The organism is Rhodococcus sp. AZ1 (assembly GCF_054979605.1).
This window is the reverse complement of the sequence record NZ_JBUEQF010000003.1, coordinates 1-25,435: the sequence shown is the minus strand read 5'-3', so window position 1 is coordinate 25,435 and position 25,435 is coordinate 1. Positions and strand designations below refer to the sequence as shown.

The following is a 25,435-nucleotide window of genomic DNA, read 5'->3' as shown; positions in this document are numbered from 1 at the left end:
GCGGTTCTAGATGGGGAGCTTGCGGAAGATGGGCCGCGGAATGTGGCGCAGCACCATCATCACGTAGCGGAAGGGACCCGGTGCCCACACCAGCGGCGTGCCCTTACGCGACGATGCGACGGCGAGCTTGGCCACATCCGACTTGTCGATGGTCAGCGGCGCTTCCTTGACGTGCTCGCTGAACTTGGTCCGCACCATGCCGGGGCGGATGACGGTGACGCGAGGTCCGAACTCGCGCAACGCTTCTCCCAGCCCGAGGTAGAACCCGTCGAGCCCGGCCTTGGTGGAGCCGTACACGAAGTTCGACCGCCGCACCCGCTCGCCCGCCACCGACGACATCACGATGATGCGTCCGTAACCCTGCGCCTTCATCTTCTCGCCGAGCAGCACGCCCACCGACACCGATGCGGTGTAGTTGATGTTGGCGGTCAGCACGGCCTTGCGCTGGTCCTGCCAGAGTTCCTCGGGGTCGAAGTCGACGGCGAAGGCGACGATCGCCACGTCCACGTCGCCCGCGTCCCACGCGGCGTCGATCACCTTCGGGTGCGCGTCGGTGTCGACGGCGTCGAAGTCGATGAGCTCGACGGACTTCGCGCCCGCCGCGGTCAGCTGCGCCACCGACTTCTCGCGCAGGGGGTCGTTCGGCAGCGCGGCGAGGACCACCCGTGCCGGCGCCTGCTTGAGGTACTCCTCGGTGATGGCGAGGCCGATCTCGCTGGTGCCACCGAGAACGAGGATCGTCTGGGGGTTGCCGACGGCGTCTATCGTCACAGCAGTTCCAACCTTCTGGCCATGTCGGAGGCGAAAACGCCTGTGGGGTCGACGGATCGGCGGACCTTGATCCACTCGTCGATCTTCGGGTACATCGCGTGGAAGGTCTCGGCCGTGGTTCGCGAGTCCTTGGCCGTGTACAGCCGCCCGCCGAACTCGAGCACACGCTTGTCCAGTTCGGTGACGAAGGCGCTCAGACCGTCCTTGATGGGGAAGTCCACGCACACGTTCCACCCGGCCATCGGGAAGCTCAGCGGTGCGTCGTTGCCCGGCCCGAACAGCTTGAAGACGTTGAGGAACGAGTAGTGCCCCGAGCGCTGGATGTCGATGATGATCTTCTTGAACTCCTCGACGGCCTCGGGTGGCACCACGAACTGGTATTGCAGGAAGCCGCCGGGACCGTAGGCGCGGTTCCACTCACCGAACATGTCGAGCGGGTGATAGAACTGCGTCAGGTTCTGCACCTTGTTGCGGTAGGTACCGGACTTGCGGTACCAGACCTCTCCGATGGGCCCGAAGGTGTACTTGTTGGCCAGGCCGTTGGGGAAGATGTCGGGGAACGTCAGCAGCTGCGGGGCGTCGAACTTCAGGGGATCCTTCTGCAGCTTGGCCGGCAGCTGGTCGAGTGTGGCCAGTGAGCCGCGGGAGATGGCGGCGCGGCCGAGCTTGGGCGGCGCGGCGATGGCGTCGAACCACGCGCTCGAGTAGTCGTAGTCGGACTCGCTGCCGTCGCTGTGGAAGTCGATGGTCTCGTCGAGGCTGCGGGTGACGTCGCCGTCGGCGATGAAGTACGCCGTCTCGGTGGGGGTCATCTCGATGGTGGCCCGCATGATGATGCCGGTCAGCCCGTTGCCGCCGACGGTGGCCCAGAAGACGGGAGCGGTGGGGCCGGTGGGCAGCACCGTGGTGATGGCGCCGTCGGCGGTGAGCAGGTCCATCGAGCGCACGTGGTTGCCGAAGCTGCCGGCGCTGTGGTGGTTCTTGCCGTGGATGTCGCAGCCGATGGCTCCACCGATGGTGACCTGGCGCGTGCCCGGCAACACCGGGACCCACAGGCCCAGCGGCAGCGCGGCGCGCATCAGCTGATCCAGGCTCACCCCGCCGTCGACGTCGACGATGCGGGTGGAGGCGTCGATGCTGTGGATGGTCCGCAGGGCCGTCATGTCGACGACGAGACCGCCGGAGTTCTGAGCGTTGTCACCGTAGGACCGGCCGAGGCCGCGGGCGAGGACGCCGCGCCGCAGGTGGGCGGGCTTTCCCTCGTTGTCGTCGGCCACGCGGGCGACCGCCCGTGCGATCAGCTCCGGATCGGCGGTGGTGAGCACCTGCGAGGTGGCAGGTGAGGTACGACCCCAGCCGCTCAGGGTCTGGGTCGTGGTGGGCAGATCAGCAGTGGTGGACATCGCTGATCAGGTTACAGCCCTTCGCGGGTGCTCCGATCGGGGAAGTACGCTTCGCCTCATGCCCGACCACCGTGCGTCCGACCACCGTGCGCCCGACCACGGCGCGCCCGAGCATCTCGCGCCGCTGCCCGTCGAGATCCCCGTCACCGAGAACATCGCCGACGACGCGCTGGACCTGAAGACGCAGATCCTGCGTTTCCTGATCACCGGCGTGCTCTCGGCGATCGTGGACTACTCGATCACGCTCGGCCTGCAGTACGTGCTCGATCTGCCGCTCACGGTGGCCAAGGCGGCGGGCTTCATCGTGGGCACCACGGTGGCGTACCTGATCAACCGGCGCTGGACGTTCGCCGCCGAACCCAGCCGCGCCCGCTTCGCCGCAGTCGTGCTGCTCTACCTGGTCACCTTCGGCGTCAACCTGGGCATCTACACGGTGTTGGGGCACGTGTGGCCGCAGGAGGTCCTCTACTCCACGGCCGCGTTCGTCATCGCGCAGGGCACCGCGACGGTGCTGAACTTCGTGGTGCAGCGGGCGGTCATCTTCCGCATCCGCTGATCAGCGGGACCGCAGCTCGTTCCGCAGTCGAGCGGGCAGCGACGCGACCACCAGGTCGTACGAGGTGCGGAGAAGGTCGCGGAGCAGGGCGTCCGGAACCGACCCGTCCAGGGCGACGGTGATCCAGTGACGCTTGTTCATGTGGTAGCCGTGGGTCACGTTGTCGAACTCCTCGACCAGCGAGATCACGTCCTCCGGGTCGGCCTTCAGGGTCACCTGTTCGGTGTCCTCGCCCACCGCCACGAACATCTTCCCGCCGACCTTGACCACCACGGTCGTCGGTCCGAACGGTCGTGTGGTCTCGGCGGAGACGAACCCCTCACACAGGGCGATCACCTCGTCGACGGTCACCGGTCGCTCCCGCCGACGGCGAGACCGACGACCACCGCACGGACGTCCCGTCCGCGCGCGCGTGTCCCGACGAGGCGCACGCGGTTGGCTAGATGCTCGCGCTGACGCCGGGGCGACCCCTGCAGCCGCACCGCGTTGCCGTCGCTCGCCATCTCGAACACCATACCCATCTGTTCGCTCGCCTCCGGTCAGTCGAACAGGTCCCCGCGCTCGCGGGCCTGTGCGAAGGAGGGGGCGGCGGCGTCCTTGCCGGAGAGTTGGTACTGCAGGGGGCGGCCGTCGCGGGCCACGGTGGGCCAGTCGATGGCCAGGTCCGGGTCCAGGGGGTCGATGTCGCGGTCGAAGCTCGGGGCGTATTCGATCGAGCACAGATACATCACCGTCGACCGGTCCTCGAGGGAGAGGATGGCGTGCCCGAGCCCCTCGGAGAGGTACACCGCGCGGCGGTCGACGTCGTCGATCAGCACCGAGTCCCACTGGCCGAAGGTGGCCGAGGACCGGCGCAGATCCACGATCACGTCCAGGAACGCCCCGCGGGTGCACGTGACGTACTTCGCCTGGCCGGGTGGGCTCACCGTGTAGTGGATGCCGCGCAGCACCCCGGCCGCCGAGACCGAGCAGTTGGCCTGGTTCAGCGTCAACGGGTGCCCGGTGGCGGCCTCGAACTCGCCGGCCTTGAACCACTCGAAGAACACGCCGCGGTCGTCGCCGAACTGGCGCGGGGTCAGCTCGTACGCGCCGCTGATGCTCAGTTCACGGATCTGCACCGCTGCACCGTAACCTGCCCACCGGTACCCTTCCCGCCATGAAGGTCTTGGTGACGGGTGGGGCGGGCTTCATCGGGTCCAACTTCGTGCTGTCGACGCTGGCGTCGCGGCCCGAGGCGTCGGTGACCGTTCTCGACGCCCTCACCTACGCGGGCAACCGTGCGTCGCTGGCCGCGGTGGAGGACCGCATCGAGTTCGTCCACGGCGACGTTGCCGACGCGCAGGTGGTGGGCCCGCTGGTGGCGCAGTCGGATGTGGTGGTGCACTTCGCGGCGGAGTCGCACAACGACAACTCCCTCGCCGATCCGTGGCCGTTCGTGCACACCAACGTGATCGGTACGTACACGCTGCTGCAGGCGGTGCGCGAGTACGACGTGCGCTATCACCACATTTCCACCGACGAGGTGTACGGCGATCTCGAGCTCGACGACCCGGCCCGGTTCACCGAGAGCACCCCGTACAACCCGTCGTCGCCGTACTCGTCCACCAAGGCGAGCAGCGACCTGATCGTGCGGGCGTGGGTGCGCTCGTTCGGGCTGCGCGCCACCATCTCGAACTGCTCCAACAACTACGGGCCGCGCCAGCACGTGGAGAAGTTCATTCCCCGTCAGATCACCAACGTGCTCACCGGGGTGCGCCCCAAGCTCTACGGCGCGGGCGCCAACGTGCGTGACTGGATTCACGTCGACGACCACAACAGCGCGGTGTGGGAGATCATCGACCGCGGGCGCATCGGTGCCACCTATCTCATCGGGGCCGACGGCGAGGCCTCCAACCGCACGGTGGTCGAGACCATCCTGGAGATCTGCGGCAGGAAGGCCGACGATTTCGACTTCGTCACCGACCGGCCCGGTCACGACCTGCGGTACGCCATCGACTCCTCGCTGCTGCGCACCGAACTGGGGTGGACCCCGCAGTACCGCGACTTCCGCTCCGGCCTCGAGGCCACCGTGGCGTGGTACCGCGACAACGAGGACTGGTGGCGGCCGCAGAAGGACCGCACCGAACGCGCCTACGCCGCAGCGGGCGAGCGCACGCTGTAACTCACCCCGTCGGCCCAGCTCACGACATCCGTACAGCTCACGACATCCGGCGCCGCAGGACGAGGTAGGCCGCTCGGCGCAGGAACGAGGTCATCAGTGCGCGGGCGTCGCCGATCAGCACGTCGGTGCGCGAGAGCAGACCCGGGTTCTCGCTGCTGAGCTTGGCGTGGAACCCCGCGGCCTGGGCGGCCTGGGTGCGGGCCAGGCGCACACTCCACTGCCCGGCGTTGATGCGGAAGGTGGCCAGCGACCGCCGGATCGCCACCACATCACCTTCGAGCGCCACCTCGGTGAACGTCGCCTGGTCGATCAGGTACGGGTGGGTGTTGTCCCACCAGCCGATCTTCTCCAGCGCGTCGCGGCGCATGAGGACGCAGCCGGGTTCGCCGAAGATGTTGGACCCGGCCAGCACCGCCGTGCGGGCCGCGACACGCCCCGGCACCAGACCGTCCAGGGGTCCGAGCCCGCGGGCGGCGATCAGCGTCGCGCCCGCCGCGTCGACCAGCGTGCGCCGGCACGCCACCAGGACGGCCGACGGGTAGGCATCGAACGCGGCGACCTGCTCGGCCAGGCAGGTGGTGGCAATGGTGTCGTCGCCGCACACGAGCTTGATGAACTCGCCGGTGGCCTCCGCGCTCACCCGATCCCAGTTGGCCTTCGCCCCGCCGCCTGCCGGTGTGGTGAGCACCCGCACGCGCGGGTCGCCCTCGTAGCGCCGCGCCACGGCGAGGGAGTCGTCGGTGGAGGCGTGATCGGCGATCACCAGTTCGAAGTCGGTGAACGATTGGGCGAGCACGGATTCGATGGTTTCGGCGAGGAAGGCGGCACTGTTGTAGGCCGGGATCACCACCGAGACGCGGGGACTCATCGGGTCGGCTCCTGCTCGGTCGGCTCCTGCTCGGTCGGCTCCTGCTGTGGGGAATCCAGCTCGGTCGGCTCCTGCTGTGGAGAGTCCTGTTCTGCCGGTTTCCCTCGGGGCCGGTGGAAGGAGAAGTCGCGGTAGCCGAAGAAGCTGATCACCGCGGTGAGGAACGTGATCACCAGCTGCGACGGGATCGGCGGGAAGCCGAGCACGCTCACCGCCACGGTCATCGCCACCAGATTGATTCCCAGGGCGCTCAGGTTCACCACCACGAACCGCCAGAAGTCCCGCAGCACGTGCCCGCGAACCCGGAACACCAGGTAGCGGTTGGTGCAGAAAGCGGTCACCACGTTGCACACGTATCCCAGCAGGATCGCCGCGTGATAGCCGAGGGCGTCGCCGACGGCCAACTGCCACACGATGAACCATGCCGTGCCCAGTGCAGTGTTGAACCCGCCGACCAGCAGGAACACCAGGGGTTGGTTGCCGATCAGTCGGGTGAGTGGACCCGGCGGCGGGGCGGATTCGGTCACAGCGACCGCCGAATGGAGTCGAGGGTGGCGTTGATGCCCGCGTGCAGGGTGCGGTGGGTGCGCCTATCGATGTGCGGCCACACGATCGAACGCAGTCGAAGGTCCGCGCCCTGCAGTGCCGACAGTGGTGATGCCGCATGCACCACGTTCGGACGCCGGTGGAACACCGATCGGCACGTCCCCAGGATCGCCCCGATGGTGACCGCCTGCCCGGAGGCGAAGATCTTGGTGGTCGATCGGGCCGCTGCGCGCGGCGCGTGGTCGAGGGCGTCGGCGACCATCTCGGCGGCGTCGGTCACGTAGAGGTAGTCGCGGAGGGTGTCGAGCGGTACGTACAGCGACACCGGTGAACCCAGCAGGTACCCGCGGCACAGGTGCGAGATCAACCCCTGCGGCTTGGTCAGGTTCTGCCCGGGCCCGTAGAGGTTGGCGAAACGCCCGATCACCGAGCGCGCGGCGGTGCGCCCGCTGTGCTCGGCCACCAGCGCTTCGGCCTCGAGCTTCGCGCGGCCGTAGTCACCGAGGGGGACCGGGGTGCTCGACTCGTCGTGCGGCGCCCCCACCGACCCCGCGTACACCCCTCCGGCGGACGACGCGTGGAAGAAGGTGCCGCCGTCCATGGTGGCGATGGTGTGCCGGAGCAGGTGGTTCTCGGCGTCGAAGTGCACGCGGGCGGTGCCGTTGACACCCGAGCCCGCGCACCACACCACGTTCTGCGGCGACGGTGCGCGCCGGGCGTCGTCCGTGATCACCTGCAGGGCGCGCGCGGGGTCGGTCCACGGCACCGACGACACGCGCACGCGGTGGCCGCGTCGGGTCAGCTCGGCGGTGACGGCCCGGCCCAGCAGACCACCCGAGCCCACCACCCACGAGGTGGTCATTCGGCATCCGCCACCAGGTGTGCGCGCCCGAGTGGACCGTCGGACGGGTCGGCGACGATGAGGTACGCGGGTTTGCCCATCGAGGTCTTCACGCTCACCCCGACGTACTCGGCGATCACGCCCAGCGAGAACAGGGACGCCCCGAAACCGAACAGCAGCACCACCATGGTCGAGGCCCAGCCCCGCACCTCGGAGGCCGGGTCGAAGAACGTGTACACCACCAGCAGGTACCCCACCAGCACCAACCCGAGGAGCGCGAACACCACCCCGAGGATGCTCACGATGCGCAGACCGGTGGTGCCGCTCGAGAGCACCATGCGCCAGAAGTGCGAGAGCAGGCTGCGCAGGCGGTATCCCGAGCGCCGACCCTGCTCCTCGCGCAGAGTCACGTCGCTGGTGGTGACGGTGCCCGCGATCCACCCCAGCGCCACGTCCAGGTACGCCTCGGACCCGGCGTACGCGGCCACCGACCGCCCGATCTCCCCGAGCACCAACCGGAAGCTGTGGAACGCCATGGTGGACTCGGCCGACAGCGCCCGCGCGATCAGCCACTTGGACCAGCGTGAGGTGGCGTTGCGCCACATTCCGTGCGGCGGCTCGTTGGTGGGTCGGGCGTAGACCACCGCGGCCTGCTGATCGAGCGCGGTGTCGAGCATCCCGCCGATGGCGGCCGGGTCGTGCTGACCGTCCTCGTCCATCGTGACGATCCACTCGCCGCCGCTCGAGGCCATGCCCGCCAGGGTGGCCGGGTGTTGACCGAAGTTGCGGCTGAGCCACACCGCCCGCACCCACGGGTGGCGCTCGGCGAGCTCTCGGATCACCGCGGCGGACCGGTCTGGCCCGTGATCGAAGACCAGCAGCACCTCCTCGATCACCATCGGCCGTCGGCCGGGGGTGAGGGTGACCTCGGTGAGGGGCTCGAGCTCGGCCATCAGCGACGGCAGGGTCAGCTCGCCCTGATAGACCGGGACGACGACGGAGACGCGGTGCGGCGCGGGAGCGTCGGTCATGGATTCGAACCCTAACCCGCCACGCGGCGACGACGGCGCACGTCCTCGCCCACCATGACCAGCAGTGTCGCCGCTCCCAGGCCCATCGCGGCCAGGCCGAGGCGCTGGCCGGGGGATCGGAAGGTGAGCACGAGGGTGGCGTCGGTGGTGCCCGGCGGGAGGTCGACGTACGCGAACGTGCCGCCGAGCCCTTTGACCTGCACGTCCTGCCCGTTCAGGGTGGCGGTGTAGCCGGGCCAGGCGAGCCGGGCGAACACCACGCTCCCCCCCGACGCCGACGACACCTGCACTGTCTCCGATTTCGAGTCGTCGTCGGCCGAAACCGGTCGAGCGGTGGCGTTCACGGTCGCCGACACCGTTCCCGGCGCGGTGGACACGGGCCCGTCGACCCGCTCGAGAACGGCGATCTTGCCTGCGGCGTACGACGGCGGATCGACGTACCGCCAGCCCGGAGGAACCGGCACGTTCTGCAGCGACGGGAACTGCGCCCGCTGGATCACCACCCGGTCCAGGCGCATCAGATCGGCGTAGGTGCGCCCGGTGTAGAGCTCGGTGCGGAAGAGGTCGGTCAGGGCGGCCGGGCACGTGGACCCGTCGTACTCCATGCACAGCAGAGCGCTGAAACTCTGGTGGCCCACCGGGGTGTAGGCGTTGACGTAATCGCGGCCGAGGTCCTTGGCGTAGTTGCCGTAGACCTGGGAGCGCCACGGCAGGTCGGTGTCGGTGCCGTTGCCCGAGCTGGGGGTGTTGGTCAGCGAGCGTGACCCCAGCTGCAGGGTGGTGCCGGGGAACTCGGGGAACCCGGCCGTGGCTGCGGACTGCGAGGACGGTAGTGCCCAGGCGCTCAGGATCGGGCGGTAGGCGCTGACCTGGTAGAGCGCGACGGGCACCACCAGCACCACCAGGAGTGTGGCGACGGCGCGGTGGCCGTGACGGTTCGCCAGGTACAGCGCGAGGGCGCCGGCGGCGGCGATGAACATGGCCGAGAGCACGTGCCGGCCCGCGAACTGCGGACCCGACGACAGCGCGCGCAGTACCAGTACCGACGTCAGCACGGTCGCCGCCAGCACTCGGGGCCGCAGCGGGCTGGTGGTGGCGTGTCGGCTCAGCAGCACCACCACGATCACCAGGGCGCTGACGGCGACGAAGGGCAGCAGTCGGGCCGGCCAGCGGATGGGCCCGATGTCGCTGGGCCCGGCGGTGTAGAGCAGCAGCGCCACCAGCAGTATCAGCGGCCCGCACAGATCGCGCAGCGTCCCCCGCGTGCGCGTCCAGCCGATGAACGCCAGGGCCGGGATCAGGAACCAGGCGATGTAGGTGGCCGGGTTGGTGGTGGTCTCACCGGCCCACGACTGGATGCTGCTCACCGACGACGGGATGGACGCGGTCACGGTCTCCGACCAGGGCGCCACCAGGAAGTTGTCGTTGAGCGTGCCCTCCTGACCGGTGCGCCACGTGACGTCCGAGCTGAGCACGCCGGGCAGGAAGGTCACCGCGCCGCATGCGGCCGCGGCGGCGGACGTGACGGCCAGCCGCAGCACCGGCATCACCTGCCGTGCACGCACGTACTCGCCGATCATCACCGCACCCGCGGTGACCCCGGCCATGAGCGCGGCGTGGACGTAGCCGACCGTGATGGCCAGGTAGAGGAACGCGAACACCGGCAGCGGCCCGGAGGTGCCGCGCACGTATCGCACCGCGCTGGCCCACGCCTGGACCACCCAGGCCATGCCGATCAGCGACGTCACCCACGACGGCTGTTCGAAGAACAGGGTGAAGCCGGCGAACGGTGCGCTGGTGGCGGCCACCGCGGCCCACCCGGGGCGTGCGCCGTACTCGAGGGCGACGCGGTAGACCCCCAGGGCGAGAACCACGGCGAACGAGATCTTCACCAGCGCCGCGAACAGCGACAGGTTGTCCACGGACGGCGCGAGGAAGTTGATCGCGATCTGCACCGGGTTCCACAGCCCGCCCTGACCTTCGACCGGATAGTTGCCGGCCATCCACTGGTGCACCACGAGGGGCAGGAACTGGCCCTCGCGCAGTAGTCGGCCCAGCGCCAGCCAGTTGCCCACGGCCCCGGACTCGGTGTCGTCGACGTAGAAGTATCGCGAGTTCGCCGCGAGGACGAGCAGAAGACCCGTCGTCACCACGGCCGCGACGGCAGTGCCCCAGAGCAGCCGCTCGGCACGCGGGCTCGGCCGCCGAGTCGTCGACAGGTCGGTGTGCCTGTCGGTCGGTAGCGCTGCGGACCCGACCTCGGGCAGGTCGGTTCGCGAAGTCACGGGCTCCATCGCACCACATTGTTATCGTGGGTAGGCACTTGGCGTCCATACCGCACCCTCCCCGCGGTGAATCAGGAGACCTCTTTCCCCATGGCTCGAACGGCGTCGGTCACCGACCGCGACTTCTTCCCGGACGCGCTCGCCGATCGGTTGGTGGTGCAGCGGGGAGTGTTCGTGGGGCCGTCGCCGCGGGTCAACAGCGATCTGTACGTGGTGGTCGAGTCGGGCTCCGGTCACCGCGAGCGTGATGTGCTGCACCTCGCGGCGGCCTCGCTGGCACACACCAACACCTACTTCGGGCGTTTCGCCGCGAGCTACTGGCAGCGGTGGACCACCGTCACCGAGGTACGGGTGAGCGCGCGGATCGCCACCACCGCTCGGGTGCGCGTACGGGTGATGGCCTCCGACATTGCCGGGCATCGCCGCATCGTCGCCGCCCAGGAACCGGCGTCGGACACCGTGGTGAGTATCGACGTACCGCTCGACCGTTTCGTCGACGGCGGTGCCCTGTGGCTCGAGGTCGAGACCTTCACCGCACCGGCCGTGATCGACCAGGTGCAGTGGACCACCGCGGCGCCCGCTTCCCTGCACAACGTGGCCATCGCCATCTGCACCTTCAATCGGGCCGACGACTGCGCTGCCACCGTCGCAGCCCTGGCCGCCGAGGACGAGGTTCTCGGCGTCATCGACGCGGTGTACGTGGTGGATCAGGGAACCGATCCTGTGTGCGAGCGGCCCGAGTACCTGGCCGCCGCCGCCCGCCTCGGGTCCCGCGTGCACTACCTGCGCCAGCCCAACCTCGGCGGTGCGGGAGGATTCACCCGGGGGCTGTTCGAGGCGACGGCGGACGGGCCGGATCTGCCCTCCACCACCGGCGACGTGATCCTGATGGACGACGACATCCTGTGCGAACCGGAGACCGTGCTGCGGTTGCGCGCGTTCGCCAACACCACCGTCGAGCCCACCCTGGTGGGTGCACAGATGCTGTTCCTGCTCAACCCCGACTACCTCAACGTGGGCGCCGAGGACGTCGATCTCGGATCGCTCGCCCACGGGCGCAGGGTGCCCGGCGCGCTGAGCAACACCTCGATGCTCGAGGAGAACCAGGAGCGACGGGTCGATGCCGGGTACAACGCCTGGTGGACGTGCCTGATCCCGGTGGAGGTGGTGCGCACCATCGGGTTGCCGCTGCCGATCTTCTTCCAGTGGGACGACGTCGAGTACGGCATTCGGGCTCGCGCTGCCGGTTTCGTCACCGTCACCCTGCCCAACGCCGCGGTGTGGCACGCGGACTTCTACTGGAAGGATTTCGACGACTGGGCGCGGTACTTCAGTACCCGCAACTCGCTCGTCGTCGCGTCGCTGCACAGTGAACTCGACGGTAGAGCGCTGGCGCGCATGCTGTTCCGGCAGATCTCCGAGTATCTGGTGGGTATGCAGTACGGCCTGGCCCACACCACGCTGGCGGGGATCGAGGACTTCCTGTCGGGCCCGTCGCACCTGCGCGACGGCGGTATGGCCGCGATGGCCGCCATTCGTCGCTCGCGTGCGCAGTACCCGGAGACCGTCATGCATCCGGCGGCGACGCTGGACGTACCGTCGGCGGAGATCCGGCTCGAACGCGACGGCGGTGAACCCAGCCGCCCCATCGCGGTGCTGTGCAAGCGCGCGGTCGATCAGTGGTTCGGCCGCACCATCTCCGGCGTGCGCGCCGTGCCCCGCGAGGACGCCCACTGGTGGCACATCGCCCGCTTCGACCACGTGGTGGTCACCGACGCGTCCCAGGGTGGGGTGCGGGTTCGCCGACGCGACAAGGCCACTGCCCGTGCACTGCTGATCCGCACCCTGCGCGTGTTGCGTCGACTGCGCTCGACGGCACCCGCGGTGGCAGAGCAGTACCGCGCGGCGGCTCCGGAGTTGATCTCGCGCGAGAACTGGGCGCGCCTGTACGAGATCTGAGGCCTGCCCGGGGTCAATGCCTTACCTGCGCCGGCCACCCCGGCTACGGGTGCGGCGACCGGAGGCCTGATCCGCGGCGGGGCGCTGCTCGCCGGTGATCCGTGCGACCACCTGCTCACCGTTGGAGGTGTAGCCGAGGTACTCGAACTCGAGCCCGGAGCGGGCGACGTGTTCGGTCCAGGCTCGGTACTCGTGCTCGGGCCAGCCGGGGAAGTTGAAGAACTCGTCGAACACGATCACCGTGCCGGGCACCAGACGAGCGTCGACGGTGCGCAGCACGAAGTCGGTGGCCGAGTACAGATCGGCGTCGAGGTGCAGGAAGGCGATGGGCTCGCGGTTGCGGGCGAGGAACGTGGCCAGGGTCTGCTCGAAGCGGCCGGTGACGATGTGCGCGCCGGGGACCTCGGGGGCGCTCTCCTGCGCGAAGGTGCCCTTCGGGAACCCGGTGCGCCAGTTCTCCGGCAGGCCCTCGAACGAGTCGAAGCCGGTGACCACGCCGACGTTGTCGCCCGCACGCCAGGCGTCGGCGATGATGGTCAGGGTGGTGCCGTCGGCGACGCCGAACTCGAGCGCCAACCCGTCGATGCTCACCGCGTCGAGCGCGAACCGCAACGTCTCGTGCGGATGGGTGAACGTCGGGAGGTTCTGCAGGTGCTCCTCGGCGAACTCGGCGGCCAGCGCCACGGCCTCGAGGTCGGAGGCGAACGGTATGTCGCGTCGCATGCGGAACTCGAGAGTGTCCACCGCGGTGCGCAACTCGGCGATCGCCTCGTTCTGGGCGGTGACCAGTTCCACCAGTTCGCGGTGGCGGGCGTCGACGGGAGAGGCGGGATCGACGGCGGCCTCCTGCACCGCGCGGATCAGCTTCTGCCGTGCCGATGCCTTCGCGCGCCCGATCCAACCCCGCCGTGCCGTCATGGGTTCCTACCGTAGTTCATCCCGGCGAGCGTCACGGTCGTCGGAATTGTTCGCGACGGCCCAGGCGCCGCAGCGCCACCCACTCCCGCAGCCCGCCCGGGTTGCGCGTGGTCACCAGGAAGTACCAGCCGAAGCGGATCCACTCCTGGGGCAGCAATCGGCGCAGGCCCGGCTGCGCGAGCAGGTAGCCACGGTTGCGGTAGGTGAAGTACCGCTTGGTGGCGTCCTCGGGGTACTGGGTGTGCATACGCCCGCCCAGGATCGGCTTGAACTCGTCGGCGCCGTTGGGATGCAGGTACGCCGTCTGCAGGCACGTGCCGAAGTTCAGCCCCGAGCGCTGCAGTCGGCGGTGCACCTCCACCTCGTCGCCGCGCACGAACAACCGGATGTCGGGCACCCCGACGGCCTCGATGGCCGCCGCGGTGAACAGCGCGCCGTTGAACAGCGACGCGATACCGCCGAGAAAGTCGCCGCCTCCCGTTCCGTCATTGCCGGGGATCTGCGGGTCGGACAGCTCGCTGCGCAGCCGACGCCACGCTGTGCCGCGGCGCAGCGGGAAGGCCAACCGGTCGGGGTCGTCGATGTCGCACACCACGGGCGAGACCTCCGCGAGGTCGTACCGGTGTGCACACGCGAGGAGTGTCGCGAGAACCTCGGGTCCCTCGGGGCGCCCGTCGTCGTCGGCCAACCACACCCGATCGGCTCCGAGGGCCAGGGCGTGCAGGATGCCGAGCGCGAAACCGCCTGCTCCACCCAGGTTGTGACGCGAGCCGATGTATGTGGTGGGCAGATCGATCGTCTCGACCAGTTCCCGCACCGGCGGTTCGTCGGCGTTGTCGATCACCACCAGATGATCGGGTCGACGGGTCTGCGCGGCCACGACGGCCAGCGAGGTGGCGAGCAGTTCGCGTCGGCGGTGGGTGACCACGACGGCGACGATGGTCTCGGCGGGCGCCACCGGGTCAGCCATCGGAGGTCTTCGCGTCGTCCTTCTCGAGGTCGGCGATCGTGCGCGCGACGTGGTCGGCGGCGTCGTCGCCCTCGTAGGCCCGCACGATGTCCTCGATGCTGCCGCGTTGGCGAATGTGACCGTGGTCGATCCACAGGGCGCTGTCGCACAGCTGGGCGAGGAAGTCGTTGGAGTGGCTGGCGAACACCAGGATGCCCGAGCGCTTCACGAGGTCCTGCAGCCGCACACGCGCCTTCTTCATGAACTCGGCGTCCACGGCGCCGATGCCCTCGTCGAGAAGCAGGATCTCCGGGTCGATGCTGGTCACCACACCCATCGCGACGCGCACGCGCATGCCGGTCGAGTAGGTGCGCAGCGGCATCGACAGGTAGTCGCCGAGTTCGGTGAACTCCGCGATCTCGTCCATCTTCGCCAGCATCTGCTTGCGGGTCTGACCGAGGAACAACCCGCGGATGATGATGTTCTCGAACCCGGTGACCTCCGGGTCCATACCGACACCGAGGTCGAACACCGGGGCGACGCGGCCGCGGATGGTTGCGCTGCCGCGGGTTGGCTCGTAGATCCCGGCGAGCAGCCGCAGCAGTGTGGACTTGCCGGCGCCGTTGTGTCCGACCAGCCCGATGCGATCGCCCTCCTTCAGCGAGAGCGTGATGTCGCGCAGGGCCTCGACCACCACCACGTCGGAGTCGTTGCGGCCGATGGTGCCCCCGGCCTTGCCGAGGAACGCCTTCTTCAGGGAGCGGGCCTTGGCGTCGAAGATCGGGAAGTCGACGTGCGCGCCGACGGTCTCGATGCTCACGGTCATCGCAGGTGTCCTCTCAGACCCAGTAGGGCACGCGGGCCCGGTAGGTACGCAGGGCGTACAGCGCCAGGGCGCAACCGACGACGGTGATCGCGAGGACGATGTACCAGTGGTAGAGCTTCTGCGGTTGGCCGATCATGGGATCGCGCAGGATGGCGAGGTAGTGGAAGAGCGGGTTGATCTCGGCGAGCTTGGCCCGCTCGGAGATCTGCCCGGCCTTGTTCGACAGCGACTCCGTGCTCCACATGATCGGCGTCAGCACGAACAGCAGGAGCGTCAGGCTGGTCAGGATCGGGGCGATGTCGCGGTATCGGGTGGCGAAGATCCCGAAGACCAGCGTCACCCACACCATGTTGATCAGGATCAGCAGCACCGCGGGGATGGCCGAGAGCGACGCCCACGACAGATCCCGCCACACCCCGAACGCGAACAGGATGATCACGTAGATCACCAGGTTGTGCGCGAAGAGCAGCATCTGCCGCCACACCAGGCGGTACACGTGCACGCTCAGCGGCGCCGGTAGCTGTTTGATCAGGCCCTCGTTGGAGATGAACACCTCGGCGCCCTCGAGGATCGCGGCGTTGACCAGGTTCCAGATGATCAGACCCACGGTGACGTAGGGCAGGAACTTGCTCAGCGGCTGATCGAGAAGCGCCGAGTACAGGATGCCCATCGCAGCCGCCTGTACACCGGTGGCGATGGTGATCCAGAACGGCCCGATCACCGAGCGGCGGTAGCGCTGCTTGATGTCCTGCCAGCCCAGGCTCAGCCACAGTTCGCGGTGGGCGTACCCCTCGCGCAGATCACGAGCGGCGCGGCGAAGGGTTTGACTGTCGGACACGGTCGGCCAGCCTACCGGTACCGCGGGTCCGACCCGGACCGTCAGTGTCGATGCCGCCGGGGAGTCAGAGGTACTGGCCGGTCCCGGGTGACGCGGGCCCACCCTGTCCGGGCTGGCCGATGGACAACCCGGGCGGCAGGGCACCCTGACGCATCTGCTCGAGCTGGGCGCGGGCCGCCATCTGCTGCGCGAACAGGGCCGTCTGAATGCCGTGGAACAGACCTTCGAGCCACCCCACCAGCTGCGCCTGGGCGATGCGCAGCTCGGCATCGGAGGGCACGGACTCGTCGGTGAAGGGCAGCGTCAGCCGCGTCAGTTCGTCCCGAAGCTCCGGGGCCAGACCCTCCTCGAGTTCGGCGATGGAACTGCGGTGGATCTCGCGCAGGCGGGCGCGGGAGGCATCGTCGAGCGGTGCAGCCCGAACCTCCTCGAGAAGCTGCTTGATCATCGTGCCGATGCGCATCACCTTCGCCGGCTGCTCGACCATCGCGGCGACCGATTCGCCGTTCTCCCCGGCGTTCTCGTCCGCGTCCGCGGCGGCACCCGTCCTGGCCGAACCCGTCCGGTCGGTTCCCATCACCTCGATGGTCGGACCCTCGTCCGAGGTGGAGCTGGGGTCACGGTCGGGATCGTCGAGTGCGGCGGAGTTCGGTGACATCATGGCCTCCATACTGACCGCAAATACCGACGGGCGCGACCGACCGAGGTGGGCCGCGACGCCTACAGTGGTCGCCATGGCTTACGACGTCGCACGGGTTCGGGGACTGATCCCCTCGCTCGGCGACGGATGGACCCACCTGGACCCGCAGTGCGGAATGCAGATACCCGACATGGTGTCCACCGCCGTGTCCACGGCGTTTCGCGGATCCGCGTCCTCACGTACCGGTGGTCATACGTTCGCACGACGCAGCGCCGCCATCACCGCCCAGGCCCGCGAGGCCATCGCAGACCTTGTCGGCGGCTCCCCCGACGGCGTCGTGCTGGGACCCGATCGCGCCACTCTGCTCGCGTGGTTGGCGGAGTCCCTGAGCAGTCGACTCGGCCTAGGAACCGGGGTGGTGCTCTCGCGTCTGGACGACGAGGCCAACGTGGCACCGTGGCTGCGGGTGGCCAACCGGTACGGCGCGCAGGTGCGCTGGGCGGAGGTCGACATCGAGAACTGCGAGCTGCCCACCTGGCAGTTCGAGGAGTTGATCACCCCCACCACTCGACTGGTCGCGATGACGGCCGCCTCACCGGTGGTCGGCACGGCTCCGGACGTACGGGTGGCCGCCGATCTGGTGCACGCGGTCGGTGGACTGATCGTGGTCGACGCCGCGGGCGCGGCCCCGTACGCCCACATCGACATCGCCGAGCTCGAGGCCGACGTCGTGGCGGTGAGCGCCTCCGCGTGGGGCGGCCCGCAGACCGGTGCCCTGGTCTTCCGAGACCCCGGTCTGCTGGACCGGCTGCCGTCGGTGTCCCTCGACGCGCACGCCCGCGGTCCCGCGCGTCTCGAGGTGGGCGATCTTCACTACGCCCTGCTCGCCGGGACCACGTCGTCGATCGAGTTCCTGGCCTCCCTCGACGATTCCGCTCGCGGTACCCGTCGGCAACGCCTCGAGATGTCGATCAGCTCGCTGCAGAACTATCAGGACGGGCTGTTCGAGCATCTGCTGCGACGGCTCGATCTGCTGCCGCGGGTGATGGTGATCGGCCGTGCGTCCAGCCGCGTGCCCACCGTGAGCCTGAGCGTGCAGGGGGTAGCGGGGGAGAAGATCGCCGAGTTCATGGCCGAGCAGCGCATCGGGGTGGCCGGTGGGGTACCGGGTGCGAGCCGACTGCTCGAATCCCTCGGGGTCGACGAGGAGGGCGGGGCGATCACCGTCGGGCTCGCGCCGTACACCACGCGCTACGAGCTCACCGAATTCGTCGACAAGCTCGCCCTGCTCTGATCTGCCCTGCCCGTGGTTCGCGGAGCGTCACGCCACGCGCAGCAGAACCTTGCCGACGGTTCGGTGATCGTCGAGCAGTCGGTGGGCGCGCGCCGCGTCGGCGAGCGGGACCTCCTCGTGCACCACCGGTACCACCGCCCCCGCCTCGATCATCGGCCACACGTGTCCGTGCACCTCGGCGACTATCGCGGCCTTGCCCGCCGGGCCGGTGTCCGGCCGACCTCGCAGGCCCGCACTGTGCACGGTGCCCCGGACGGCGACCAGTGCGCCGAGGTCGATCTCGGCGCGCGCTCCGCCCTGGAAGCCGATGATCACCAGGCGCCCGTCCGGTGCGAGGGCAGAGATGTTGCGGGAGAGGTACTTCGCGCCCATGTTGTCGAGGATCACGTCGGCACCGTGGCCGTCGGTCGCCGCTCGCAGTTCGGCCACGAAATCCTGCTGCGTGTAGTCGATCCCGATCTCCGCGCCGTAGGTGCGGCATCGTTCGAGCTTGGCCGCCGAGCCGGCGGTGACGGCGGTGCGCACCCCGAGCGCCCTGGCCACCTGGGTGGCATGGGTGCCGATGCCGCTGCCGCCACCGTGCACCAGCAGTGTCTGCCCGCTGCGCAGTCCGGCCGTCATCACGAGGTTCGACCACACCGTGCAGGCCACCTCGGGAAGTGCAGCCGCGGTGTGTACCTCGACGCCGTGGGGAATCGGGAGGAGTTGCCCGACCGGCACCGCCACCCGCTCGGCGTACGCCCCACCGGCAACCAGGGCGCACACGGGATCGCCCACCGAGACACCGGTCACGCCCGGCCCGAGTCGGCTGACGATGCCCGAGCACTCGAGGCCGAGGATCGGCGACGCTCCTGGCGGTGGCGGGTAGACGCCGATGCGCTGCTGCAGGTCGGCGCGATTGACCCCCGCGGCGACCACGTCGACGATCACCTCACGCGGTCCCGGCTCGGGATCGGGCACCTGCGCGAGTTCCATCATCTCGGGCTCGCCCGGCTCGCGCACGGTGATCGCGTACATCAGGCGCTCGCGGTCGCGTCGGCCCAGAGGTTGATCCGCGGGTTCGCCTCGGTGCCCACATGCTCGTCGATCGCGGCGAGTTCGTCGTCGGTGAAGGAGAGGTTCTCGAGGGCGCCCACGTTGTTCTCGAGCTGTGTCACCGACGATGCGCCGATCAGCACCGACGTCACCCGTCGATCGCGTAGCGCCCAGGCGAGCGCCATCTGGGCCAGGCTCTGTCCACGCGCGGCGGCGAGGTCGTCGAGCGCGCGGAGGTGGGCCAGTGTCGAGTCGTCGAGCCAACTCGGATCGAACGACTTGTTCTGCGCTGCACGAGAATCCGCCGGGATCCCACCCAGGTAGCGATCGGTCAGCAACCCCTGCGCGAGCGGGGAGAAGGCGATGGTGCCCACCCCCAGGTCGTCGAGCGTGTTCAGCAGGTCGGCCTCGATCCAGCGGTTGAGCATCGAGTAGGAGGGCTGATGGATCAGCAGCGGAACCTTCGCCTCGGCGAGGATGGCGGCGATCGCGCGTGTGCGCTCGGGCGAGTAGGAACTGATGCCCACGTAGAGCGCCTTGCCCTGCTCGACGGCGCTGACGAGTGCGCCCGCGGTCTCCTCGAGTGGTGTCTCGGGGTCGGGGCGATGACTGTAGAAGATGTCGACGTGGTCCACGCCCATGCGATGCAGGGACTGGTCGAGCGAGTTCAGCAGGTACTTGCGGGAGCCGCCGAAACCGTAGGGGCCCGGCCACATGTTCCACCCGGCCTTGGTCGAGAGCACCAGTTCCCCGCGATACGGGCGGAAGTCCTCACGGAAGATGCGGCCGAAGTTGATCTCGGCGCTGCCGAACGGCGGGCCGTAGTTGTTGGCCAGGTCGAAGTGGGTGACGCCAAGGTCGAACGCGCGGCGGAGAACGGCCCGCTGGTTTGCCAGCGGCACGTCGTCGCCGAAGTTGTGCCAGAGTCCCAGCGAGATCGCGGGGAGCTTCAGGCCGCTGTGGCCGGTGGTGCGCCACTGCATGGTGTCGGGTCGAGTGCTCTGATAACGGTCTGGGGCGGCGACGTAGATGTCGAAGTTCGGATCGGCCATGCCGTCGAGTCTGCCCGTTTCCTGCCGGTCGTGGGGTGCGAAATCCGTTAGCGTGGGGCGGGTGAACACCTTCGGATCGTTCCAGAACGAGATCTATCTGCGCGGTCTGTCGGGGGCGGTCCCGGACCTACCCGTCACCGCCGCCGGTCTCGAGCTCCAGGCCCGTCAGACGCTCTCGGCGGCCGCGTTCGCCTATGTCGCCGGGGGTGCGTCGACCGAGCGCACGATGGCCGCCAACGTCGACGCTTTCGCCCGCCACCGCATCCTTCCGCGCATGTGGCGTGGGGTCAGCGCTCCCACCGATCACGATCTGTCCGTCGACATCCTCGGTACACCGCTCGCCGCGCCGATTCTCACGGCGCCCATCGGTGTGCTCGGCCTGGTTCACCCCGACGCCGAGTCCGCGGTCGGCTCGGTTGCCGCCGAGTTGGGGATCGGATCGGTTCTGTCGACGGCGTCGTCGACGCCGATGGAGGAGGTCGCCGCCGTCTCGGGTGAGAACTGGTGGTTCCAGCTGTACTGGCCCGCCGACGACGAGCTCGCCGAGTCACTCGTGCGCCGCGCCGCCGCCGCCGGGGCGAAGGCCATCGTGGTCACCGCCGATACCCCGGGCATGGGGTGGCGGCCGCGGGACCTCGAACTGGGCCATCTGCCGTTCCTGAGCGCGCAGGGCATCGCCAACTACCTCTCCGACCCGGTGTTCCGGGCGCGGTTGGCCCAGCCACCCGAGCAGAGCGAGGACGCGATGCGGATGGCGGTGCTCACCTGGGTGTCGCTGTTCGGCAATCACACTCTGCGCCCTGCCGATGTCGAGCGAGTTCGCTCCTGGACCGATCTGCCGGTTCTGGTGAAGGGCATCCTGCACCCGGACGACGCTCGCGAGGTCGTCGATCACGGCGCCGCGGGCGTGGTGGTCAGCAACCACGGGGGACGTCAGGTGGACAACGCCATCGCCTCGCTCGACGCTCTCCCGGCCGTCGCGGAGGCCGTCGGTGATCGAGCCACCATCCTGCTGGACTCCGGTGTGCGGTCGGGCGCCGACGTGATCGTCGCGCTTGCTCTCGGCGCCGACGCGGTGTTCCTGGGCCGGCCCTGGGTGTACGGGCTGGGTCTGGCCGGTAGAGCGGGCGTCGTCCACGTGCTGCGGAGCGTGCTCTCCGACCTCGACATCACCGTCGGTTTGGCCGGAATCTCCTCGCTCGCGGAGATCGACGCCTCAGTTCTCGCGTAAAACTTTGCTTCCGGGGAGTAACAATTATCGCCGTCCAATAGTCGACTGACCGGTCTCCACTAGTATCGGCTCGTGAGTGCAGAGACGGTCGCCGGGGACGGCTCCTCGGAGGACGACGTCCCCGTGGGCGGCCTGTCCGGCTCGGTGCGCTGGCTCGACGACACCGAGATGCGTGCCTGGCGGTCGTTCATGGAGGTCAGTTACCGGCTGCTCGACGTGCTCAACCGGGAGCTGCAGGACCGTCACGGCATATCCCTGGCCGAGTACCGCATCCTCGTCCTGCTCTCCGAGGCCCCCGGCGGTTCGCTGCGGATGAGTTCGCTCGCCGACGGCGTCCTCTCCTCGCGCAGCCGTCTCACCCACCAGATCCGGCGCATGCAGGAGCAGGGGATGGTCGAGCGCTCCACCTGCGAGGACGACGGGCGCGGTGTTCTCGCCGTCATCACCGACGAGGGCCGCTCACGCCTCGACGCCGCGGCCCCCCTCCACGTCCGCGGCGTGCGAGCCCACCTGCTCGATCTGCTCAACCGGTCCGAGCAGCGCACCCTCGGCGACGTCTTCGAGAAGGTCGACCGCCACCTCGGCCCCCGCAACCAGTAGGCCCAGTCATCAGTGGGCCCAGTCATCAGTGGGCCCCTGCGACCGGTCGGCCCTGTAGTCCCCACGCCCAGTCCCAACCACTACGATTGCCGACGGAAGCGTGGCAGAGCGGCCCAATGCACTCGCCTTGAAAGCGAGAGGCGTGTAACAGCGCCCGGGGGTTCGAATCCCTCCGCTTCCGCCAAGGCCAGGGGCTGTCCCGGCTGGCGCTCGCTGACGTGAACGCCAGATCGTCAATGAGCCCCACCCGAGCGACGGCGCACAGAGGCGAGCGCGCCCGCCTCTGCACGGAAGACGATCGCGTGCACCACGCCGTCGGCCACGGTGAGGTCGAAGGCGACCTTCGGCTCGCCGTGCTGCATCCAGGCCAGTCCGGGGCGATGATCGACGAACACCGGCAGCGCTGCCTTCGCCGCTCCGTCGAAGAAGGTGGCCACCGCCTGGCGGCCCTCGATCCGGGTCGGCGTGCCGAGCGCGGCGGCCGCGGCGTCGGCGGTGACGAGGACGTCCGGCGCGAGCAGCCGCAGCAGGGCCGGCAGGTCACTGCCGCGGGCCGCGGCGAGGAACGCATCGACCACCTGCCAGTCGGCTGATGCAGTGGCGACCGCCCGGTCGGCGGCGGGCTCGTCGACGGGCTGGTCGGCGGCGGGTTCGTCGACCGTTCGGTCGGCCGTGGCCGCCACCTTCCTCCGCGCCCGAGAGGCCAGCTTGCGCGCGCCGGTCGGGGTGGCGTCGAGTACCGCGGCGATGGTGTCGAAGTCGACGGCGAAGGTGTCGTGCAGCACGAATGCCACCCGTTCGCGCGGGCTCAGCCGGTCGAGCACCACGTGCAGCGCCGTGCCGACCGCCTCGGCCAGGACGACGTCGTCGAGGGGGTCGCCGGTGTCCTCGGGGTCGGCGCCGACGTGGCCGAGCAGGTCGAGTTGGTCGACGGGTTCGGGCACCCGGACGCGTAGCCGGTCGAGACACAGCCGGGTGGTCACGGTGGTGAGCCACCCCGGCAGGTTCTCGATCACCGTGCCCTCGCGCACCGCGCGGTCGAGGCGCAGCCACGTCAGCTGGATCACGTCCTCGGCCTCGCCGGCATTGCCGAGCACGTGCGCGGCCAGCGCGGTCAGGCGCGGCCGCTCGGCCTCGAACTCGGTGTCGGTGTTGCTGCTCATGGTGGTCACACTCTCGTCGCGGAATCCGTCATGAGGATGACGGACGCGGAACCCCGCGTGTGACCGAGACCAACCGGAGGACCCCATGACGACCACGACCGGAACCAAGACGATGACATGCCGCGATCTCGGTGGCCCCTGCGATCTCGCGCATCGCGGGTCGAGCGCCGACGAGGTGATCAAGGCGCAGGACCGCCACCTGCGCGAGGCGGTGAAGGCCGGCGACGATACCCATGCCGACGCTCGCCGTGAGATGAAGGGTCGCTGGCTGCACCCCAAGCGCGCGATGGGTTGGTAGAACGGCGTGAAGGACCGCTTCGCAGCGCTGCCGGCCGACTGAGCGCAGTCCGAGCGACCCACCGAGCACGCTGTCCCTCCGAGTAGGCCGACGTTGTCCACGACCGTGCGTTGGGGACCGGCATCGTCGCCTACTCGAAGTCAGGAAGAACCCTCTCGCAGGCCAAGGGCTTCCAGGCCCGGGGTTGGTGTCGAGCTTCCGTCACGATTTCCGCTGCTCGACTTTGTTCCGACGAAGTTCGTACGTCAGCCACAGCACGGCCAGCAGGATCGCTGCCGACCACCCGGCTATGCCGAGCCAGGTGGCATCGAAGTAAACCGATGCGAACACACACACCGTGATCAGCGCCGCGAATGCAGGCCCGAGGCGGCGCTTGAGGACGCCAGTTCGAAGTGTCATTCCCAGGCTCGCTGAACACACGCGGTCACGGCTCCCCCGCTGAATCCGATGACTCCGGCGATGCAGATCACGCAGCCGGCGCCCGCAGTGAACAGGCAGGCGATTGCGCAGATGTTGCTGAGACCAGCCGCGATCCACGCTGGAATTCCAAGCGAAGCAAGGCAGCTGTTGAGCTTGCCCCAGTTGATCCCTCGTTCCGTGGTCCCACCGCCGCCCTGATCGTTCTCAGCAGTTACGACTTGGTCGTAGATCGACGTTCCGTCGGCCCAGCTCTGAACCTGCCCCGAGTTGTCACTGATGGTGTGCAGCTGAATCTCGATGACCCTCGTCGGTGCGAACGAGGAATCCAGGATCACCGTGACCGCAGACCCGTGTGCCACAGCAGGGCCGGCGATGGGGATGCTGACGACATATGCCCCATCGGGTATTGATTTGACCTGCTGGGATGCGTAATCCAGCGTGTCGCCCGCACGCAGGTGCGTACCCGTCGCGGCGATCTTCGTAGCCGCGGCCCCCTGGAGTGCTTCTCGATCCTTACCGGACACTTCAGGGTAAGAGACAGCGTCTTCCGCGTTTCTGAGGAACTGCGCAACGTCTGCACCGGGCGACTCCGGAGCCTCCGGTTGAGCTGATGCTTGCGTACTGGTCAGGATCGCCACCAACAGGGACAAAATCAGAGGCAGAACCCAGGGTAAACCGTGTCTCATACAGACCTCCAGACCTCAGGGAAGAAATTTTAGAAACGGGCAGGAAGTATTACTACACATTGGTTTGCCGGTCAGCCTGTTTCGAAGCCTCTGACTCCACAGCCTGCGCCGAGGGCCACCAAACCGTAGGCAACTCTGATGTCGCACGACCATGCATCAATATTCCAATCTCACGTGCAACGTCCGTTACCTTGCCGACACCACCGCAGCCCGGGCCCGCCGAGCACCGACTGGACGTCGGTCGCGACTGGCGGCACCTCAACGCCGTGCCGCCACGACGCCAGCAGGGTCGCCGTCATCTCCTGGTGGGGGTGGGCAGTGCTGGTGCGGTGGAGGTGTAGGCCGTGCCGGGGGTGACGATGCGGTAGGTGTGTCGGCCGGTGTCGGAGGTGACCACCGTGCTGGTCAGTGGTTCGGAGTCTTTGATGAGGTTGCAGCGGGCGCAGAGGCCGGCGCCGTTGGTGAGGCTGGTGTGGCCGCCGCGGGCGTGTCGGTCGATGTGGTCGTGGTGGGCGATCGGTGCCCCGCAGTAGGGGGTGCGGCAGCGTCCGCCGTCGCGGATGTCGATCATCGTGGCCAGTGCGGTTGGGAATGTGCGCGATCGGGACCGCATGGCGGTGAGGGCACCGGTGTCCGGGCAGGCGTAGACGGTGCGCAGCGCCGCCGAACCAGCGGTGGTCACCGCGGTACACGCGGCGTCGCGTTCGGCGGTGAGCTCACGCACCCGATTCTGCAGGTCGAGGATGCGGCCCACCAGATCACCGACCAACTCACCGACATCGCCGTCAGCGCCGGCATCTGCGGCGGCCGACTCACCGACATCGGCGTCACCACCGCCACCGACAGCAGCGCCGGCGGCGTCGGTGTGTCCCGAGGATTGCGGGGGTTCCGGTGGCAGGTGCGGTGGTGCGGGTTTCGGTGGTGCGGGTTGTGGTGGTCGCGGGTGGGGCCCGAGCACGTCGGCGAGTTGTGCGTGGCGTTCGGCGGCACCGTAATCGGCGGTGACGGGCACCGGTGGGTCACCGTCGCGCACCGACCCCGGTCGCACCGACGACAGTGAACCC

Annotated in this window: 28 protein-coding genes and 1 tRNA gene; 8 read left to right on the top strand and 21 right to left on the bottom strand. The window is 68.9% G+C overall.

Annotated elements, in window-relative coordinates:
- Positions 1-6: 6 nt before the first annotated feature.
- Positions 7-771, bottom strand: coding sequence for a decaprenylphospho-beta-D-erythro-pentofuranosid-2-ulose 2-reductase (locus tag ACY48E_RS04630; protein ID WP_462870927.1), 765 nt, complete (start codon positions 769-771; stop codon positions 7-9).
- Entirely contained in the window at positions 768-2,174 is a 1,407-nt protein-coding gene (locus ACY48E_RS04625) for an FAD-binding oxidoreductase (RefSeq protein WP_462870926.1), read from the bottom strand. The genes ACY48E_RS04630 and ACY48E_RS04625 overlap by 4 nt, the downstream gene beginning before the upstream one ends.
- Positions 2,175-2,232: 58 nt before the next feature.
- On the opposite strand from ACY48E_RS04625, the gene ACY48E_RS04620 reads away from it, so the two are divergent.
- Positions 2,233-2,730, top strand: a complete 498-nt coding sequence (locus ACY48E_RS04620) for a GtrA family protein (RefSeq protein WP_462870925.1) — start codon at positions 2,233-2,235, stop codon at positions 2,728-2,730.
- Here ACY48E_RS04620 and ACY48E_RS04615 read toward each other — a convergent pair whose 3' ends face one another.
- Genes ACY48E_RS04615 through ACY48E_RS04605 form a run of 3 tightly spaced genes read right to left on the bottom strand, consistent with a single transcriptional unit; the run spans position 2,731 to position 3,848 of the window.
- Positions 2,731-3,081, bottom strand: coding sequence for an MmcQ/YjbR family DNA-binding protein (locus ACY48E_RS04615; protein ID WP_462870924.1), 351 nt, complete (start codon positions 3,079-3,081; stop codon positions 2,731-2,733).
- Positions 3,078-3,233: a hypothetical protein gene (locus ACY48E_RS04610; protein WP_462870923.1), complete on the bottom strand. Its 156-nt coding sequence runs from the start codon at positions 3,231-3,233 to the stop codon at positions 3,078-3,080. Before ACY48E_RS04610 ends, ACY48E_RS04615 begins: the two co-directional genes overlap by 4 nt.
- A 36-nt stretch (positions 3,234-3,269) precedes the next feature.
- A complete protein-coding gene (locus tag ACY48E_RS04605; RefSeq protein WP_462870922.1) occupies positions 3,270-3,848 on the bottom strand; it encodes a dTDP-4-dehydrorhamnose 3,5-epimerase family protein in 579 nt (192 codons plus the stop codon).
- A 38-nt stretch (positions 3,849-3,886) separates the two neighbouring features.
- Here ACY48E_RS04605 and rfbB point away from each other — a divergent pair, with 38 nt between their 5' ends.
- Positions 3,887-4,891 (top strand): dTDP-glucose 4,6-dehydratase, encoded by a 1,005-nt coding sequence (gene rfbB, locus ACY48E_RS04600; protein ID WP_462870921.1) that lies wholly within the window; start codon positions 3,887-3,889, stop codon positions 4,889-4,891.
- Between the two features lie 37 nt (positions 4,892-4,928).
- On the opposite strand, the gene ACY48E_RS04595 is transcribed toward rfbB, so the two are convergent.
- The 5 genes from ACY48E_RS04595 to ACY48E_RS04575 are packed head-to-tail and all read right to left on the bottom strand — an operon-like array spanning position 4,929 to position 10,462.
- Entirely contained in the window at positions 4,929-5,759 is an 831-nt protein-coding gene (locus ACY48E_RS04595) for a glycosyltransferase family 2 protein (protein WP_462870920.1), read from the bottom strand.
- Positions 5,756-6,286 (bottom strand): GtrA family protein, encoded by a 531-nt coding sequence (locus ACY48E_RS04590; protein ID WP_462870919.1) that lies wholly within the window; start codon positions 6,284-6,286, stop codon positions 5,756-5,758. The genes ACY48E_RS04595 and ACY48E_RS04590 overlap by 4 nt, the downstream gene beginning before the upstream one ends.
- Positions 6,283-7,167 (bottom strand): NAD-dependent epimerase/dehydratase family protein, encoded by an 885-nt coding sequence (locus tag ACY48E_RS04585; protein WP_462870918.1) that lies wholly within the window; start codon positions 7,165-7,167, stop codon positions 6,283-6,285. The genes ACY48E_RS04590 and ACY48E_RS04585 overlap by 4 nt, the downstream gene beginning before the upstream one ends.
- Positions 7,164-8,177, bottom strand: coding sequence for a glycosyltransferase (locus tag ACY48E_RS04580; protein ID WP_462870917.1), 1,014 nt, complete (start codon positions 8,175-8,177; stop codon positions 7,164-7,166). Before ACY48E_RS04580 ends, ACY48E_RS04585 begins: the two co-directional genes overlap by 4 nt.
- An 11-nt stretch (positions 8,178-8,188) precedes the next feature.
- Positions 8,189-10,462, bottom strand: coding sequence for a hypothetical protein (locus ACY48E_RS04575; RefSeq protein WP_462870916.1), 2,274 nt, complete (start codon positions 10,460-10,462; stop codon positions 8,189-8,191).
- 90 nt (positions 10,463-10,552) lie between these two features.
- On the opposite strand from ACY48E_RS04575, the gene ACY48E_RS04570 reads away from it, so the two are divergent.
- Positions 10,553-12,421 (top strand): glycosyltransferase, encoded by a 1,869-nt coding sequence (locus ACY48E_RS04570; RefSeq protein WP_462871221.1) that lies wholly within the window; start codon positions 10,553-10,555, stop codon positions 12,419-12,421.
- 21 nt (positions 12,422-12,442) lie between these two features.
- Here ACY48E_RS04570 and ACY48E_RS04565 read toward each other — a convergent pair whose 3' ends face one another.
- The 5 genes from ACY48E_RS04565 to ACY48E_RS04545 are packed head-to-tail and all read right to left on the bottom strand — an operon-like array spanning position 12,443 to position 16,529.
- On the bottom strand, positions 12,443-13,339 hold the full coding sequence (locus tag ACY48E_RS04565; protein ID WP_462870915.1) for a class I SAM-dependent methyltransferase: 897 nt from the start codon (positions 13,337-13,339) through the stop codon (positions 12,443-12,445).
- Between the two features lie 31 nt (positions 13,340-13,370).
- A complete protein-coding gene (gene glfT1 / locus ACY48E_RS04560; protein WP_462870914.1) occupies positions 13,371-14,309 on the bottom strand; it encodes a galactofuranosyltransferase GlfT1 in 939 nt (312 codons plus the stop codon).
- The gene (wzt, locus tag ACY48E_RS04555; RefSeq protein ID WP_462870913.1) at positions 14,302-15,114 is read right to left on the bottom strand and encodes a galactan export ABC transporter ATP-binding subunit Wzt/RfbE; all 813 of its coding nucleotides are present in this window, start codon (positions 15,112-15,114) and stop codon (positions 14,302-14,304) included. Before wzt ends, glfT1 begins: the two co-directional genes overlap by 8 nt.
- Before the next feature lie 13 nt (positions 15,115-15,127).
- Positions 15,128-15,997: a galactan export ABC transporter permease subunit Wzm/RfbD gene (gene wzm / locus ACY48E_RS04550; RefSeq protein WP_462871220.1), complete on the bottom strand. Its 870-nt coding sequence runs from the start codon at positions 15,995-15,997 to the stop codon at positions 15,128-15,130.
- Between the two features lie 19 nt (positions 15,998-16,016).
- The gene (locus ACY48E_RS04545; RefSeq protein ID WP_462871219.1) at positions 16,017-16,529 is read right to left on the bottom strand and encodes a bacterial proteasome activator family protein; all 513 of its coding nucleotides are present in this window, start codon (positions 16,527-16,529) and stop codon (positions 16,017-16,019) included.
- A 157-nt stretch (positions 16,530-16,686) separates the two neighbouring features.
- On the opposite strand from ACY48E_RS04545, the gene ACY48E_RS04540 reads away from it, so the two are divergent.
- On the top strand, positions 16,687-17,886 hold the full coding sequence (locus ACY48E_RS04540) for a cysteine desulfurase-like protein (RefSeq protein ID WP_462870912.1): 1,200 nt from the start codon (positions 16,687-16,689) through the stop codon (positions 17,884-17,886).
- A 27-nt stretch (positions 17,887-17,913) separates the two neighbouring features.
- On the opposite strand, the gene ACY48E_RS04535 is transcribed toward ACY48E_RS04540, so the two are convergent.
- Positions 17,914-18,903, bottom strand: coding sequence for an NAD(P)H-quinone oxidoreductase (locus tag ACY48E_RS04535; RefSeq protein WP_462870911.1), 990 nt, complete (start codon positions 18,901-18,903; stop codon positions 17,914-17,916).
- The gene (gene mgrA / locus ACY48E_RS04530; RefSeq protein ID WP_462870910.1) at positions 18,903-19,973 is read right to left on the bottom strand and encodes an L-glyceraldehyde 3-phosphate reductase; all 1,071 of its coding nucleotides are present in this window, start codon (positions 19,971-19,973) and stop codon (positions 18,903-18,905) included. Before mgrA ends, ACY48E_RS04535 begins: the two co-directional genes overlap by 1 nt.
- 61 nt (positions 19,974-20,034) lie before the next feature.
- On the opposite strand from mgrA, the gene ACY48E_RS04525 reads away from it, so the two are divergent.
- The 3 genes from ACY48E_RS04525 (at position 20,035) to ACY48E_RS04515 (ending at position 21,988) form a co-directional block, all read left to right on the top strand.
- Positions 20,035-21,204: an alpha-hydroxy-acid oxidizing protein gene (locus tag ACY48E_RS04525; RefSeq protein WP_462870909.1), complete on the top strand. Its 1,170-nt coding sequence runs from the start codon at positions 20,035-20,037 to the stop codon at positions 21,202-21,204.
- Between the two features lie 168 nt (positions 21,205-21,372).
- Complete coding sequence (locus ACY48E_RS04520) at positions 21,373-21,804, top strand: MarR family winged helix-turn-helix transcriptional regulator (protein WP_462871218.1); 432 nt, start codon at positions 21,373-21,375, stop codon at positions 21,802-21,804.
- 94 nt (positions 21,805-21,898) lie between these two features.
- A tRNA-Ser gene (locus tag ACY48E_RS04515) sits at positions 21,899-21,988 on the top strand.
- A gap of 49 nt (positions 21,989-22,037) precedes the next feature.
- On the opposite strand, the gene ACY48E_RS04510 is transcribed toward ACY48E_RS04515, so the two are convergent.
- Positions 22,038-22,967, bottom strand: a complete 930-nt coding sequence (locus ACY48E_RS04510; protein ID WP_462870908.1) for a sigma-70 family RNA polymerase sigma factor — start codon at positions 22,965-22,967, stop codon at positions 22,038-22,040.
- 85 nt (positions 22,968-23,052) lie between these two features.
- Here ACY48E_RS04510 and ACY48E_RS04505 point away from each other — a divergent pair, with 85 nt between their 5' ends.
- Positions 23,053-23,265 (top strand): DUF1059 domain-containing protein, encoded by a 213-nt coding sequence (locus tag ACY48E_RS04505; RefSeq protein ID WP_462870907.1) that lies wholly within the window; start codon positions 23,053-23,055, stop codon positions 23,263-23,265.
- Between the two features lie 201 nt (positions 23,266-23,466).
- Here the strand turns inward: ACY48E_RS04505 and ACY48E_RS04500 are convergent, their stop codons facing one another.
- The 3 genes from ACY48E_RS04500 to ACY48E_RS04490 form a co-directional block, all read right to left on the bottom strand.
- Positions 23,467-23,664, bottom strand: a complete 198-nt coding sequence (locus ACY48E_RS04500) for a hypothetical protein (RefSeq protein ID WP_462870906.1) — start codon at positions 23,662-23,664, stop codon at positions 23,467-23,469.
- A complete protein-coding gene (locus tag ACY48E_RS04495; RefSeq protein ID WP_462870905.1) occupies positions 23,661-24,323 on the bottom strand; it encodes a hypothetical protein in 663 nt (220 codons plus the stop codon). Before ACY48E_RS04495 ends, ACY48E_RS04500 begins: the two co-directional genes overlap by 4 nt.
- 343 nt (positions 24,324-24,666) lie before the next feature.
- Positions 24,667-25,435, bottom strand: a 769-nt coding sequence (locus tag ACY48E_RS04490) for an HNH endonuclease (protein ID WP_462870904.1), incomplete at its 5' end; no start/stop codon positions are given.